The 13,846-nt window shown below is 64.2% G+C and carries 13 protein-coding genes and 1 other RNA gene; 13 read left to right on the top strand and 1 reads right to left on the bottom strand.

The features are described 5' to 3' along the window. Nucleotides 1-170 precede the first annotated feature (170 nt). The 4 genes from LB529_RS11820 (at nt 171) to LB529_RS11805 (ending at nt 2,133) form a co-directional block, all read left to right on the top strand. Nucleotides 171-872: a lytic transglycosylase domain-containing protein gene (locus tag LB529_RS11820; RefSeq protein WP_140839685.1), complete on the top strand. Its 702-nt coding sequence runs from the start codon at nt 171-173 to the stop codon at nt 870-872. A gap of 136 nt (nt 873-1,008) precedes the next feature. Beyond that, nucleotides 1,009-1,405: RNase P RNA component class A (gene rnpB, locus LB529_RS11815), an RNA gene on the top strand. A 156-nt stretch (nt 1,406-1,561) separates the two neighbouring features. Further along, complete coding sequence (locus tag LB529_RS11810; RefSeq protein WP_224711166.1) at nt 1,562-1,846, top strand: type II toxin-antitoxin system ParD family antitoxin; 285 nt, start codon at nt 1,562-1,564, stop codon at nt 1,844-1,846. After that, the gene (locus LB529_RS11805; RefSeq protein WP_140839689.1) at nt 1,843-2,133 is read left to right on the top strand and encodes a type II toxin-antitoxin system RelE/ParE family toxin; all 291 of its coding nucleotides are present in this window, start codon (nt 1,843-1,845) and stop codon (nt 2,131-2,133) included. Before LB529_RS11810 ends, LB529_RS11805 begins: the two co-directional genes overlap by 4 nt. A gap of 5 nt (nt 2,134-2,138) precedes the next feature. Here LB529_RS11805 and LB529_RS11800 read toward each other — a convergent pair whose 3' ends face one another. Then, a complete protein-coding gene (locus tag LB529_RS11800) occupies nt 2,139-3,254 on the bottom strand; it encodes a cystathionine gamma-lyase (RefSeq protein WP_224711165.1) in 1,116 nt (371 codons plus the stop codon). 389 nt (nt 3,255-3,643) lie between these two features. Between LB529_RS11800 and mraZ the strand changes: the two genes are divergently transcribed. Genes mraZ through ftsW form a run of 9 tightly spaced genes read left to right on the top strand, consistent with a single transcriptional unit; the run spans nt 3,644 to nt 13,843 of the window. Then, nucleotides 3,644-4,102 carry a division/cell wall cluster transcriptional repressor MraZ gene (mraZ, locus tag LB529_RS11795; protein WP_140839693.1) on the top strand — a complete coding sequence of 153 codons (459 nt, stop codon included), beginning with the start codon at nt 3,644-3,646 and terminating at the stop codon, nt 4,100-4,102. Beyond that, nucleotides 4,099-5,115, top strand: a complete 1,017-nt coding sequence (rsmH, locus tag LB529_RS11790; protein WP_224711164.1) for a 16S rRNA (cytosine(1402)-N(4))-methyltransferase RsmH — start codon at nt 4,099-4,101, stop codon at nt 5,113-5,115. Before mraZ ends, rsmH begins: the two co-directional genes overlap by 4 nt. A gap of 4 nt (nt 5,116-5,119) precedes the next feature. Beyond that, entirely contained in the window at nt 5,120-5,515 is a 396-nt protein-coding gene (locus LB529_RS11785; protein WP_095768987.1) for a hypothetical protein, read from the top strand. Continuing rightward, the gene (locus tag LB529_RS11780) at nt 5,512-7,233 is read left to right on the top strand and encodes a peptidoglycan D,D-transpeptidase FtsI family protein (protein ID WP_224632943.1); all 1,722 of its coding nucleotides are present in this window, start codon (nt 5,512-5,514) and stop codon (nt 7,231-7,233) included. Before LB529_RS11785 ends, LB529_RS11780 begins: the two co-directional genes overlap by 4 nt. A gap of 54 nt (nt 7,234-7,287) precedes the next feature. Further along, complete coding sequence (locus LB529_RS11775) at nt 7,288-8,742, top strand: UDP-N-acetylmuramoyl-L-alanyl-D-glutamate--2,6-diaminopimelate ligase (protein ID WP_224711163.1); 1,455 nt, start codon at nt 7,288-7,290, stop codon at nt 8,740-8,742. After that, complete coding sequence (locus tag LB529_RS11770) at nt 8,739-10,172, top strand: UDP-N-acetylmuramoylalanyl-D-glutamyl-2,6-diaminopimelate--D-alanyl-D-alanine ligase (RefSeq protein ID WP_224711162.1); 1,434 nt, start codon at nt 8,739-8,741, stop codon at nt 10,170-10,172. The genes LB529_RS11775 and LB529_RS11770 overlap by 4 nt, the downstream gene beginning before the upstream one ends. A 26-nt stretch (nt 10,173-10,198) precedes the next feature. Continuing rightward, on the top strand, nt 10,199-11,281 hold the full coding sequence (gene mraY / locus LB529_RS11765) for a phospho-N-acetylmuramoyl-pentapeptide-transferase (RefSeq protein WP_095768991.1): 1,083 nt from the start codon (nt 10,199-10,201) through the stop codon (nt 11,279-11,281). Nucleotides 11,282-11,291: 10 nt separating this feature from the next. Further along, the gene (gene murD, locus LB529_RS11760) at nt 11,292-12,692 is read left to right on the top strand and encodes a UDP-N-acetylmuramoyl-L-alanine--D-glutamate ligase (protein WP_095768992.1); all 1,401 of its coding nucleotides are present in this window, start codon (nt 11,292-11,294) and stop codon (nt 12,690-12,692) included. Continuing rightward, entirely contained in the window at nt 12,692-13,843 is a 1,152-nt protein-coding gene (ftsW, locus tag LB529_RS11755; protein WP_140839705.1) for a putative lipid II flippase FtsW, read from the top strand. Before murD ends, ftsW begins: the two co-directional genes overlap by 1 nt. Nucleotides 13,844-13,846 lie beyond the last annotated feature (3 nt).

The raw sequence follows: 13,846 nt of genomic DNA, 5'->3' as shown, positions 1-13,846 counted from the left end.
TAAATTACAACCTGTTATTTAAAGTGAATTGCGCCGCCTTCATTGCCGCCAATTCCGCCGCCAAATGCCTCTCCCGCAAGTTGTTGGACGTCTAGCCCCCCTGACGCTCCGATGTTGAATTGACACAACTGCGCGAAGTTCTTCGCGCGGTTCTAACAGAACAGGATTACATGCAGAAATTGACCGTTGTAGCGGCAGCCGTTGCTGCCGGAGTAATAAGCTTTGCCTTCAGTCCGGCAAACAGCGCCCCCTTAAGCCTTAGGGCAGACAATGGCCTTGCCGTCGCCCCTACGACCAAGGCTGCACCGGCGAACAAAGCGCCAAAGATCAAGAGAGCCCCGGCTAAGCTGCAGAAGGCCGCCGCGACCAGGGCGGCGAAATCGACGGCCAAGCGCGCCAAGCGCGGCAGAAAGACGATCGATCTCACCACGACAGCCTCGATCCCCGCGGGCAAAATCGCTCTGGCGACACCCGCCGCACCCGGCGGCGGCCAGTATTCGTCGATCATTGCCCGCTATGCCGCGAGCTACGGCGTGCCGGTGTCCCTGGCCAGCGCCGTCATCAAGATCGAAAGCAACTACCGGCCGAATCTGGTCGGCAGCGCCGGGGAGATCGGCCTGATGCAGATCAAGCCGGCCACGGCGCGCATGATGGGTTACACCGGTTCGGCCAAGGGGCTGTTCGATCCCGACACCAATATCAAATACGGCATGAAGTACCTCGCGATGGCGCAGGGTCTCGGCGGTGGCACCACCTGCGGCACGATCCTGAAATACAATGCCGGCCACGGCGCGACGCGGATGAATCCGATTTCGGCCGCCTATTGCAGCAAGGTGAAGGTGCAGATGGCAGCGCTGGGTTCGCCGGCCTAAGCTCGTCCGCCGAAGTGGATTTGGGCGACGCGTGTCTGTTTCAAGCGCGTCGTTGTCCCAAACCGCTGCGCATCTGAGCGACGGCAACAGCTTTTTCGTTTGCGTTTTCAGGCGGGAATCCCTTTATACGCCCTTGTCAGCTGGCCGGGCGGCCGCGCCCGCGCGTGCCGAAAGGTTGCGGGTGAGGAAAGTCCGGGCTCCATGGAGACACGGTGCCGGCTAACGGCCGGCGGGGGCGACCCCAGGGAAAGTGCCACAGAAAGCAAACCGCCGCGGCTTCGGCCACGGCAAGGGTGAAAGGGTGGGGTAAGAGCCCACCGCGCGACTGGCAACAGAAGCGGCAAGGCAAACCCCACCGGGAGCAAAACCGAATAGGGGCGGTGCGAGGGGAAACCTTCGAGGGCTGTTTCCGGCCCACCGTCCGGGTAGGTTGCGTGAGGCGCGTGGCAACATGCGCCCAAGATGAATGGCCGCCACGTTCTCGCCGCGAGGCGAGGGCCATACAGAACCCGGCTTACAGGCCAGCTGGCATTTTCTCGTAGCGATAGCCGAACGGGATCAGGAGGTTACGCCGACAGGCGTATCTTCCGATTCAAGCATTCCGCAAGACAGCTTCCGCGGCGTGGTCGAACCTGTCCTTGAAGCTGGTGCGATTAAATCGTACCTTCGGGGAAGAGCAGGAGTGCATCATGAGCCAGGTCGATAAACGCAGTATCACACTTTCACCGGAACTGGCGGCCGCGGTCGACGATGTCGTCGCGGCTGGCGAATACGCCTCGGCCAGCGAGGTGATCCGCGATGCGCTCAGGCAATGGAAGGAGCGGCGCGACTTGCTCGGCTATACCGTCGAGGAATTGCGGGAACTGGTGCAGGAAGGCATCGACAGCGGACCTGCGCTGGACGGCCCCCCCTTAATGGAGCGATTGCGCGCCAAATATGCGAAGATGGCGGAAGCCAAAGGCGCTGACGAGTGAAGTACTGCCTGCTTCCACAGGCATTGGTGGACCTCGAAACTATCGGCGACTACATCGCTGCCCGCAACCCAAACGCCGCAGTCCGTTTTGTGGAAGCTCTTCAGAGGCGATGGGATTTGCTGACCCTTCATCCCCAATCAGGCGCGCCGCGCGATGATATCTTGCCGGGCATCCGCCACCTCGTTGTCGGGGAGTATCTTACGTTTTATCGGATTGGCAACGACGCGATCGAAATCCTTCGCGTCCTGCATGGCCGACGCAAAATCGAGGCTGACGACCTGATATAGCGGGACTAGGCGCCGAGCTTGTCCAGCGACGCCTCGATTGCCTTCCAGAGTTCCTCGACAGGTTCGCAACCGATCGCGAGACGAACGAAGCCCGGCGGAACGGCGTCGCCGCGTTTCGAACGCCGCTCGGCCGATGTGTGCACGCCGCCGAAGGAGGTTGCCGATTCGATCAGCGCGCAACCGTCGATGAACGCCTCTGCCTGTTCTTCGGAAGCCAGCTCGAACGAAATCAGGAAGCCGAAGCGCTCCATCTGAGCGCGCGCCAGATTGTGCGAGGCATCGCCCTCGAGCCCGGGAAAGCGCAGGCCGCTGACGGCGCGATGACCCTTCAGCCGCTGCGCGATGGTTTCAGCCGACGAACACATGCGATCGAAGCGCACTTCCAGCGTTTCGAGGCCGCGATGCACCAGCCATGCTTCGAACGGACCGGGGATGCCGCCGGCCGTCTCGCGCCAATCCTTCACCCTGGCGACAATGTCGGGATCGCGGCTGGCGACATGGCCAAAGAGAACGTCCGAATGGCCATTGATCGCCTTGGTGTCGGCCGAGACCACGATGTCGGCGCCAAGATCGAGCGGGCGCTGGCCGAAGGGCGTCATCGTCGTGTTGTCGACGATCAGGGTTCCGCCTTGCGCATGGACTGCCCTGGCGACGGCGGCGATGTCGCAAATGTCCAGTCGCGGGTTCGACGGACTTTCAACGAAAACCGCCCGGTAGCCGGCGAAGCCGCCATCGAGCATGCTTTCCGTCGGCCTCACGTCATAAGCGACGCCGAGCGGTTTCAGAAAACGCTCAGCCAAGGCCCGTGTCGTGTGATAGCCGTCCGACGGCAAGAGGATGTGGTCGCCCGATTTGACGAGCGCGAACAAAGCCGCGGAAATCGCGGCCATTCCCGACGGAAAAATAATGCATTGCGCCTCTTCCAGGTGGCCGAGCGCTTGCTCGACCGCATGCCAGGTCGGGTTGCTGAAGCGGCCATATTGATCGAAACCCGTCGCGTCGCCCGGTGCGTGGAAGATCGAGGCCATGGTCAGCGGCAAGGCAATGGGATCACCCTTGGCGAAATCGGCGCTGCGCAAATGGGCAAGTGTCGCGGCGCGTGACTTCGCAGTGTCGGACATCGGCTCGATCCTTTGGGCAGAAAACTTCAACCGACGCTATGCGCGCCGGCTGTGCGCGGCAAGCTGGGTCTTTTTGGGCCAGAGGGCTCTAAACGCTTCGTTAGGCTTAATGGACGATAAAGACGAGACGTGTCTTCAGCCTGCGCTTTCTGGTTGTGGCGCGTTTGTTTGTGATGCCTGCTCCCGTTGACGCCCATAGTGCCCCATGATATCCCATTCAGATCAAGCTTTCGTTCCGCGTCAGGGTGAAGCGTACGCCAATCGGGCAGCCGCGGCGGCTGCGCGTTTGTCGGTTTTCGCCCCGGTGAATGAAGCGATTTGCCGCAAATGCGGCAGGGGCGCGGAGAACAACATGAGGGGTGCAGCGGCAACAGCGGCTGTAGCGTTTATTGGACCGGTTTCTGTCAAACACGGTGAGCAAGATCGATGCGAAGGGGCGGGTGTCCGTTCCGGCGCATTTTCGCGCCGTGGTGCAAAAACGCGGCTATTCGGAACTCTACGCGCTACGCTGCCTGGATCTGCCGGCCATGGATGTCGGCGGGCTCGACCTGCTCGACCGCTACGAGCAGCGGATCGCGCTGGAGGATCCCTTTCTGCAGACGGCGGACGACATGTCGTTCTTTTGCCATGGCGACGGGACATTTCTGAAGCTCGACCAGGACGGCCGCATCACCATGACCGATTTCATCCGCGAGCATACGGGCATCTCGAACGAGGTGGCCTTTGTCGGCCGCGGCAATTTCTTTCAAGTCTGGGAGCCCGGACGGCTTGCCGCCTATGGGGCGCAGGCGCGGGCCAGGCTTTTGCAGCTTCGGCAGGGGACGAAGCCCGGGGAGCGATCGGAATGATGGCTGGCCACGGCGATGACCCTCACGCCGTTGGCGGACCGGCCCGTCACATTCCGGTCCTCCTTGCCGAGGTGATCGACGCGCTTGCGCCGAAGGCCGGCGAGACGATCGTCGACGGGACATTCGGCGCCGGCGGCTACACCAGCGCCATCCTCGAGCGCGGCGCCTCCGTCGTCGCCATCGACCGCGACCCGGACGCGATCGCGGCGGGCAGGGCGCTCGAACGACAGTCCGGCGGCAGGCTGAGGCTTGTCCAGGCGCCGTTCTCAACGCTGGACGAGCATGTCGAGGGCGCCGACGGCGTGGTGCTCGATATCGGCGTTTCCTCGATGCAACTCGACCAGGCGGAGCGGGGCTTTTCCTTTCGCGCCGACGGGCCACTCGACATGCGCATGGCGCAGGCGGGTCTCTCTGCCGCCGACGTCGTCAACACCTTCAAGGCGGGCGACCTTGCCCGCATCTTCGGCTTTCTCGGCGAGGAGCGCCATGCCGGCCGCATCGCGCGCATGATCGAGAGCCGTCGCGAGAAGAAGCCCTTCGAACGCACGCTCGATCTCGCCGACGCCATCGAAACCCATATCGGACGCGGGCCGAAGGACAAGATCCATCCGGCCACGCGTGTCTTCCAGGCGCTGCGCATATTCGTCAATGACGAGCTTGGCGAGCTCGCAAGGGCGCTGCTGGCTGCCGAGCGGGCGCTGAAGCCCGGCGGACGGCTAGCCGTAGTGACGTTCCATTCGCTGGAAGACCGCATCGTCAAGCGCTTCATCGCCGACCGCTCCGAGGCGGCCAGCGGCTCGCGGCACATGCCTGACGCGCCCGTGCGCATTGCGACCTTCCGCAAGGCCGGCGGCGGCGTGACGGCGGGAGAGGCCGAGCTGGACGCCAACCCGCGGGCGCGCTCGGCCAGGCTGCGCGCCGCGATCCGCACCGAGGCGCCGGCGCGCGCCGGCGATTTTTCGATTTTCGGCCTTCCAAAGCTTCCCGCCGTCGAGCGGCCGGGGGAGAGGTGAGCACGTGTTTCGTACCAGCGACATAGTCCTGATCGCCGTCATGGTCTCGGCCGCGGCGCTGACCTACAAAACGAAGCGCGAAGCCGAAGAGCAACAGGCGGCCGTGCAGAAGATCCAGGCGCAGATCCACTACGAGGAAGAGACCATCGATCTCCTCAAGGCGGACTGGAGCCTGCTCACTCAGCCGTCGCGACTGCAGAAGCTTGCCGACGTCTATAAGAGCCAGCTCGGGCTCGAACCGGTCAACGCGCACCAGATCGGCGGGCTCGACGACATTCCGGTGAAACCCGTGACCATCGAAGACCTCTCCTCGCAGCAGCTTGGCGGCATGGCCGACAATTCGGGCAAGGAGCCCTCGGACGGCAAGGATCCGGTGGTCACCGGGAGCACCGTTCAATGATCGGCCTTCCAAGGATCGGCGGCCTGCTGACGCGCCGGAAGAAGCAGGTTGAGGACGGCTCGATCGTCGTCGACGCCGCCCGCAAGGCGACCGGCGGCAAGGCCAAGACGCGCATCGTCATGACCATGGCGGTGTTCTTCACCATCTATTCAACCATTGCCGGCCGGCTCGTCTATCTCGGGCTGCAGAATCCCGATCTTTCGGGCGGCCCGGAGAACCGCGTCACTGCATCGCGTCCGGATATCGTCGATCGCAATGGCGAGGTGCTGGCGACCGACATCAAGACCGCGTCGCTGTTTGCCGAGCCGCGCCGCATCGTCGACGCCGACGAAGCGATCGAGAGATTGTCGACCGTGCTGCCGGAGATCGACTACGAGCAGACCTATCGCAAGCTCAAGAGCGGCGCCGGCTTCGTCTGGTTGCAGCGCCAGCTGACGCCGAAGCAGCAGGCCGACATCCTGGCGCTGGGCGTTCCCGGCCTCGGCTTCCGCACCGAAAAGCGCCGCTTCTATCCGAGCGGCGAGACCTCGTCCTATATCGTCGGCCTCACCAACATCGACAACCAGGGCATCTCAGGCATGGAGAAGTATATCGACGAGCAGGGGCTGAGCGACCTGCAGGCGTCGGGGCTCGCCGTGGCCAAGGATCTCAAGCCGGTCAGGCTTTCGATCGATCTGCGCGTCCAGCATGTGGTGCGCGACGAGATCGCCGCAGGCTTAGAGCGATATCGCGCCATCGGCGCCGGCGCCGTCGTGCTGAACATCAAGACCGGCGAAGTGATGGCCATGGCCTCGGTGCCGGATTTCGATCCGAACAATCCTTATAACGCCCAGGAAAAAGACCGGCTGAACCGTATGTCGGCGGGTCTCTACGAGATGGGCTCGACCTTCAAGAGCTTCACCTCGGCCATGGCGCTCGATTCCGGCAAGGCGACGATGACGAGCCGCTTCGACGCTTCGCATCCGATCCGGGTCGGCCATCAGGCCATCCACGATTTCCACGGCAAGAACCGCGTGCTGTCGCTGCCGGAAGTGTTTCTCTTTTCGTCCAACATCGGGTCGGCCAGGGAGGCCGAGCTGGTCGGCATCGAGGGGCATCGCGAATTCCTGCACCGCCTTGGGATTCTGGACCGGATGCAGACCGAACTGCCGGAAGTCGCCCGCCCGACCGAACCCAAGGTCTGGAAACAGGTCAACTCGTTCACCATCGCCTTCGGCCACGGCGTGTCGACGACGCCTCTGCAGGCCGCCGTCGGCTGCGCGGCGCTGATGCAGGGCTATCTGATCGAGCCGACATTCCTGGTCCGCAGCGAGGAGGAGGCCATGGCGGTGGCCAAGAGAGTGGTCAGCGACAAGACGGTCGAAGGCATGCGCTACCTCTATACGCTCAACGCCGAGAAGGGCTCGGCCAGAAACGCCAGGGCCCCCGGCTACCGGGTCGGTGGAAAGACAGGAACGGCCGAGAAGGTCATCAACGGCCGCTACTCCAAGGAGTTGAACTTCAACACCTTCGTCGCCGCCTTCCCGATGGACGATCCGCAATTTCTGGTGTTCACGATCGCCGACGCTCCTCATCCGGAAAAGCCCGGGATGACCGACGTCGCCGCCAACAATGCGGGAGTTATGGCTGGCAATATCATCAGGCGTTCTGCGGCCATGCTTGGCGTGAAGCCAGATTTCAGCCATGAAAATGGTGCAACGCTGGTTTCCTATCAGTGATTCTTGGGGCGCGCCGGCAACTGCGCGCTATTTTGTTGCGGTGAACGGGACTCAATGCATCTAAAAGATCTAGCCGGCATCCTACCTGTTGAGGGAACAGCTTCCCCCGACCTGGAGGTGACCGGACTTTCCTCCGATTCCCGCTCGGTCAAGACCGGCGTCGTCTTCTTCGCGCTTGCCGGCAGCAAGGCGGACGGCTCGACCTATGCCGCCGATGCCGCGGCCCGCGGCGCGGCTGCGATCGTCACCGGCAAGGGCGTGAGCGTCTCCAGCCTGTCGATCCCGGTCCTTCCCGTCGATGATCCGCGCCTGGCGCTGGCGCTCAGCGCCGCGCGCTTCTTCGGACGCCAGCCGCAGACCATGGTCGCCGTCACCGGCACCGCCGGCAAGACATCCGTCGCCGCCTTCACCCGCCAGATCTGGGAGCAGGCGGGTTTTGCCGCCGCCTCGATCGGCACGACCGGCGTGGTGGCGCCCGGCCGCAACGAATATGGCTCGCTGACGACGCCCGATCCGGTGGCGCTGCACCGATTGCTCAAGGAGCTGGCGGATGCGGGCGTCACCCACGCCTCGATGGAAGCCTCGAGCCACGGTCTCGACCAGCGCCGTCTCGACGGGGTGAAGCTGGCGGCCGGCGCTTTCACCAATCTCGGCCGCGACCACATGGATTACCATCCGACAGTGGAGGATTATCACCGCGCCAAGCTGCGCCTGTTCGACACGCTGCTGCCGAAGGGCGCGCCCGCCATCGTCTTTGCCGACGATCCGTGGTCGGAGCCGACCATCGAAGCCGCGAAAGCGGCGGGGCTGGAAGTGCTGACCGTCGGCCGCCATGGCGATTTCCTGACGCTGAAGCGGGTCGAGCATGAGCGGCATCGCCAGCGCGCCGAAATCGTGGCCGACGGCGTGCTGCACGAGGTCGACCTGCCTTTGGCCGGCGATTTCCAGATCGCCAACGCGCTGGTCTCGGCCGGGCTTGCCATCGCGACTGGAACACCCGCGGGCAAGGCCTTGGCGGCATTGGAGAAATTGAAGGGTGCGCCGGGCCGGCTCGACCTCGTCGGTGCCACCGCGGCCGGCGCTCCCGTTTATGTCGACTACGCCCACAAGCCCGATGCGCTGGAGAATGTGCTGACCTCGGTCCGGCCTTTCACCACGGGGCGCGTCGTCGTGGTGTTCGGCTGCGGCGGCGACCGCGACCGGGGAAAAAGGCCGATCATGGGCGAGATCGCGACCCGGCTCGCCGATGTCGTCATCGTCACCGACGACAACCCGCGTACGGAAGTGCCCGAGACCATCCGCGCCGCGATCCTTGCTGCCGCGCCCGGCGCCATCGAGATCGGCGACCGCCGCAAGGCGATCCACGAGGCGGTGGCGATGCTTCGCGCCGGCGACACGCTCATCGTCGCCGGCAAGGGACATGAGGAAGGCCAGACCGTCGGCACCGAAACCTTTCACTTCTCCGACCATGAGGAAGTGCGTGAGGCGCTCAAGGAGCGCGCCGCATGAACCTGCTGTGGACGTCGGAAGCGCTGGTCGAAGCCATGGGCGGCAGGCCGATCGGCTTGCTGCCGGACGGCATCACCGGCATTTCGATCGACAGCCGCAGCCTGGAGCCGGGAAATGCCTTCTTCGCCATCAAGGGCGAAACGATGGACGGCCATGATTTCGCGACAGCGGCGGTCAAAGCCGGAGCGGCGGTGCTGGTCGTCGCCGAGGGCAAGCTGCCTTCGCTTGGCCGGCTGACGGCGCCGATGATCGTCGTGCAGGACGTGCTTGCAGCGCTTGAGAAGCTCGGCGTGGCGGCGCGGGCTCGCTCGAAGGCCAGGATCATCGCGGTCACGGGATCGGCCGGCAAGACGACCACCAAGGAAGCGCTGCGGCATGTGCTGTCGGCGGTCGGCAAGGTGCACGCTTCTGCGCAGTCGTTCAACAACCATTGGGGCGTGCCGCTGACGCTGGCGCGCATGCCGCAGGACTGCGACTATGCCGTCTTCGAGATCGGCATGAATCATCCGGGCGAGATCCGGCCGCTGGTCAAGATGGTCAGGCCGCATGTCGCCATCGTGACCATAATCGCCGCCGCTCATCTTGGCTTCTTCAAGAATCTCGACGAGATCGCCATGGCCAAGGCCGAGATTTTCGAGGGAATCGAGCCGGGTGGCGCCGCGCTGCTCAACCGCGACGATCCACGCTGGAAGCTGCTCGGCAAAATGGCGAAAGAGGCGGGCGTCGAGCATGTCTTCGGCTTCGGCGAAAATGTCCGCTCGGCGTTCCGCCTTGTCGGCTGCGAGCTTCATGCCGACCATTCCGACATCGCCGTCAAGATCGGCAAGAAAGACCTGACGGCTCGTGTCGGGGCGCCCGGCCGCCATATCGTGCAGAACGTGCTGGCGGTGCTGGGCGCCGCGCAGCTGGTCGGCGCCGACCTCGACAAGGTCGCGGCAGCACTGGCAGATCTTTCGGCCGAGCGCGGGCGGGGCCGGCGCCATATTCTGCATCATCCCAACGGGCCGATCACGCTGATCGACGAGAGCTACAACGCCAATCCGGCGTCGATGGCGGCGGCAATGGCGCTGCTCAACGCCACGCCGGTCGCGGGCGAGGGCCGGCGCATCGCCGTGCTCGGCGACATGCTGGAGCTCGGCAGCCATTCGGCAGATCTCCACGCAGCGCTTGCCAAGCTGATCGTCGGCACGGGCACGCGCAACGTCTTTCTCGGCGGGCCGGAAATGCAGGCGCTGGCCGAGGCCCTGCCGTCAGACATTGCAACCGAGTATCGATCGGGAGCGGAAGAACTGAAGCCGATCGTGATCGCCGCGCTCAGGCCCGGCGACGTGGTGATGGTCAAGTCGTCGAAGGGCATCGGGTTTTCAAAGCTGGTCGAGGCATTGCTCGGCAAATTTCCGGCGGAAGCCACAAACATTAAGCCGGCCTAGGTCGGGCTCCGGGGGACGGAAGGACCATGTTCACACTGCTCGTCGATTTCGCGGACAAGATCTCGTTCTTCAACGTCTTCCGCTACATCACTTTTCGTACAGGCGGCGCGCTGATCACGTCGGCGCTGATCGTCTTCATCTTTGGGCCGACGATCATCAATTCGCTGCGTCTGCGGCAAGGCAAGGGCCAGCCGATCCGCGCCGACGGCCCGCAGACGCATTTCAAGAAGGCCGGAACGCCGACCATGGGCGGGCTGATGATCCTGTCCGGCATCATCGGTTCGTCGCTCTTATGGGCAAACCTGTCCAGCATCTATGTCTGGGTCGTGTTGCTGGTCACCGTCGGCTTCGGCTCGATCGGCTTCTACGACGACTATCTCAAGGTCACCAAGCAGTCGCATCTGGGCTTCTCCGGCAAGGCTCGCCTGGCGATCGAGTTCGTCATCGCCGCCATCGCCGCCTGGGTGATCATGCACAATGGCCAGGCGCCGTTCTCGTCGTCGCTGACGTTCCCTTTCGCCAAGGAATTCCTGATCAATCTCGGCTGGTTCTTCGTGCCGTTCTCCTGCTTCGTGATCGTCGGCGCCGGCAATGCGGTGAACCTGACCGACGGCCTCGACGGCCTGGCGATCGTGCCGATCATGATCGCGGCGGCGTCCTTCGGCGTCATCGCCTATCTTTCGGGCAACGCGGTGTTCGCCGAATATCTGCAGATCCATTTCGTTCCCGGCACCGGCGAGCTCGCCGTCGTGCTCGGCGCGGTGATCGGCGCGGGCCTCGGCTTCCTTTGGTTCAACGCGCCGCCGGCCGCGATCTTCATGGGCGACACCGGCTCGCTGGCGATGGGCGGGCTGATCGGCACCATCGCGGTCGCCACCAAGCACGAGATCGTGCTGGTCATCGTCGGCGGCCTGTTCGTGGTCGAGATCCTGTCGGTCATCATCCAGGTCGGCTATTTCAAGATGACCGGCAAGCGCGTCTTCCTGATGGCGCCGATCCATCACCATTTCGAAAAGCTCGGCTGGACCGAAAGCCAGGTGGTGATACGCTTCTGGATCATTGCCGTCATCCTGGCGCTGGTCGGCCTGTCCACCCTCAAGCTCAGATAGGACTCGCTGCTTGATCCCCGCCGCTTCCTTTTCAGGCAAACGCATTTCGCTCTTCGGGCTTGGCGGCTCGGGGATCGCCACCGCGCATGCGCTGATCGCAGGCGGCGCCGAGGTGCTGGCCTGGGACGATAATCCGGACAGCGTCGCCAAGGCAGCGGCCGCGGGGATTACGACCGGAGATCTGCGCGCCGCCGACTGGCCGCGTTTCGCCGCCTTCGTGCTGTCGCCGGGGGTGCCGCTGACGCATCCGAAGCCGCATTGGACGGTGGAGCTGGCGCGCGGCGCCGGCGTCGAGGTGATCGGCGATATCGAGCTGTTCTGCCGCGAACGCAACAGCCACGCGCCGGCAGCACCCTTCATCGCGATTACCGGCACCAACGGCAAGTCGACGACGACGGCGCTGACGGCGCATATCCTGAAGTCGGCAGGCCGCGACACGCAGATGGGCGGCAATATCGGCCGTGCCGTCATGACGCTCGATCCGCCCGAGCCGACGCGGCACTATGTCGTAGAGTGCTCGTCCTACCAGATCGATCTCGCGCCCTCCATCAATCCGACCGCCGGCATCCTGCTCAACCTTACGCCAGATCATCTCGACCGGCACGGCACGATGGCGCACTACGCCTCGATCAAGGAAAGGCTGGTCGCCGGCAGCGACACCGCGATCGTCGGCGTCGACGATTCCTGGTGCGCCCAGATCGCCGACCGGCTGGAGCGCGCCGGCCGGCAGGTCATCCGCATTTCCAAGCGCCTGCCTTTGACCGACGGCTATTTCGCCGACGGCACCAATCTGATGGAAGCCGTGCACGGCCGCTACAGCCGCGTCGCCTTCCTCGAAGGCATCGGGTCGCTGCGCGGCCAGCACAACGCGCAGAACGCGCTGGCCGCCGTCGCCGCGTGCCTGAGGATCGGGCTCGATCTCGGCGAGATCCAGGCCGGGCTCGAAAGCTTCCCCGGACTGGCGCATCGCATGGAGCAGGTCGGCCGCAAGGACCATGTGCTGTTCGTCAACGATTCCAAGGCGACCAATGCCGATGCGGCCGCACCCGCGCTGTCGAGCTTCAACCGCGTCTACTGGATCGCCGGCGGCCTGCCCAAGGAAGGCGGCATCGAGCCGCTGCGCGGCTTCTTCCCGCGCATCGCCAAGGCCTATCTGATCGGCGAGGCGGCGCCCGCCTTCTCGGCGACGCTCGGCGAGGCGGTACCTTACGAGATATCCGGAACGCTGGCGGCGGCGGTCGAGCATGCCGCCAACGACGCGGCAAAGGACACCGGCGGCGAGGCCGTGGTGCTGCTTTCGCCGGCTTGCGCCAGTTTCGACCAGTTCAAGAATTTCGAAGTTCGCGGCGAAGCCTTCAGGCAAGCTGCGACTGCTATTGATGGGGTGAAATCCATCGGAGGGCCACGTTGATGCAAAGCCGTCTCGACAAAAGTCCTGTCGCCACCTGGTGGTGGACGATCGATCGCTGGTTCCTGGCGGCATTCCTGTCGCTGATGGGACTGGGCATCGTGCTGTCTTTCGCCGCAAGTCCGGCGGTGGCCGAGCGCATCGGCCTCGACAGCTTCCACTTCGCCACACGCCAGATCATCTTCACCATCCCGGCGCTTATCGTGATGCTGGCAGTCTCTTTCCTGGAGGCGCGGCAGATAAGGCGCATGTCGCTGGTGATGATCTGCATCATGCTGGTGCTGATGGTGGCGGTGCTCTACATCGGCGTCGAGGTGAAGGGGGCGCGTCGCTGGGTATCGCTCGCCGGTCTTTCCATCCAGCCGTCCGAGTTCCTGAAACCGGCCTTCGTCATCATCTGCGCCTGGCTGTTTGCGGAGCACAGGCGCCAGCCAGACATTCCCGGCAATTTGTTCGCCATGCTTTTGCTGGCGCTGGTCATCTCGCTTCTGGTGGCTCAGCCCGATCTCGGCCAGACCATGCTGGTGCTGGGCACCTGGGGCGTGATGTTCTTCATGGCCGGCCTGCCCTGGTTCTGGATCGTCGCGCTGGGGGCTGCCGGGGTCGGCGGCGTGTTCGCGGCCTATACGGTGTTTCCGCACGTCGCCGCGCGCATCGACAAGTTCATGACCGGCGAAGGCGACACCTTCCAGGTCGATATGGGCCGCGAGGCGCTGATCAATGGCGGCTGGTTCGGCGTCGGCCCGGGCGAGGGCACGGTGAAGCGGGTCATCCCCGACAGCCACGCCGACTTCGTCTTCTCGGTCGCCGGCGAGGAGTTCGGCCTCATAATGTGCTTCTTCATCATGTCGATCTTCGCCTTCATCGTGCTGCGCGGCCTGAGCATCGCGCTCAAGGAGCAGGACGATTTCACCCGCTATGGGGTGGGCGGCCTCGTCACCGTCTTCGGCCTGCAATCGGCCATCAACATGTGCGTGAACCTGCAGCTGATGCCGGCCAAGGGCATGACGCTGCCCTTCATCTCCTATGGCGGCTCCTCGCAGATCGCCATCGCCGTCTCGATGGGCATGGTTCTCGCCTTGACGCGCAAGCGTCCGGAAAAGCGCAAGCAGATGGGCTTCGTCCTTTCGCAGCGCGCAATGCCGGCGGAATGAGGC

Origin of the sequence: Mesorhizobium sp. CA5 (assembly GCF_020165105.1) — a bacterium.
In the GTDB taxonomy this organism is placed as follows: Bacteria; Pseudomonadota; Alphaproteobacteria; order Rhizobiales; family Rhizobiaceae; genus Mesorhizobium.
Note: the sequence above shows the minus strand (reverse complement) of the source record. Positions and strands in the feature narration are given on the sequence as shown.

Excerpts from the sequence above, each read along its gene's own strand:
- LB529_RS11820 (WP_140839685.1), top strand. The coding sequence starts at position 171 with ATGCAGAAATTGACCGTTGTAGCGGCAGCCGTTGCTGCCGGAGTAATA.
- LB529_RS11810 (WP_224711166.1), top strand. The coding sequence starts at position 1,562 with ATGAGCCAGGTCGATAAACGCAGTATCACACTTTCACCGGAACTGGCG.
- LB529_RS11800 (WP_224711165.1), bottom strand. The coding sequence starts at position 3,254 with ATGTCCGACACTGCGAAGTCACGCGCCGCGACACTTGCCCATTTGCGC.
- rsmH (WP_224711164.1), top strand. The coding sequence starts at position 4,099 with ATGATGGCTGGCCACGGCGATGACCCTCACGCCGTTGGCGGACCGGCC.
- LB529_RS11780 (WP_224632943.1), top strand. The coding sequence starts at position 5,512 with ATGATCGGCCTTCCAAGGATCGGCGGCCTGCTGACGCGCCGGAAGAAG.
- LB529_RS11775 (WP_224711163.1), top strand. The coding sequence starts at position 7,288 with ATGCATCTAAAAGATCTAGCCGGCATCCTACCTGTTGAGGGAACAGCT.
- LB529_RS11770 (WP_224711162.1), top strand. The coding sequence starts at position 8,739 with ATGAACCTGCTGTGGACGTCGGAAGCGCTGGTCGAAGCCATGGGCGGC.
- mraY (WP_095768991.1), top strand. The coding sequence starts at position 10,199 with ATGTTCACACTGCTCGTCGATTTCGCGGACAAGATCTCGTTCTTCAAC.
- ftsW (WP_140839705.1), top strand. The coding sequence starts at position 12,692 with ATGCAAAGCCGTCTCGACAAAAGTCCTGTCGCCACCTGGTGGTGGACG.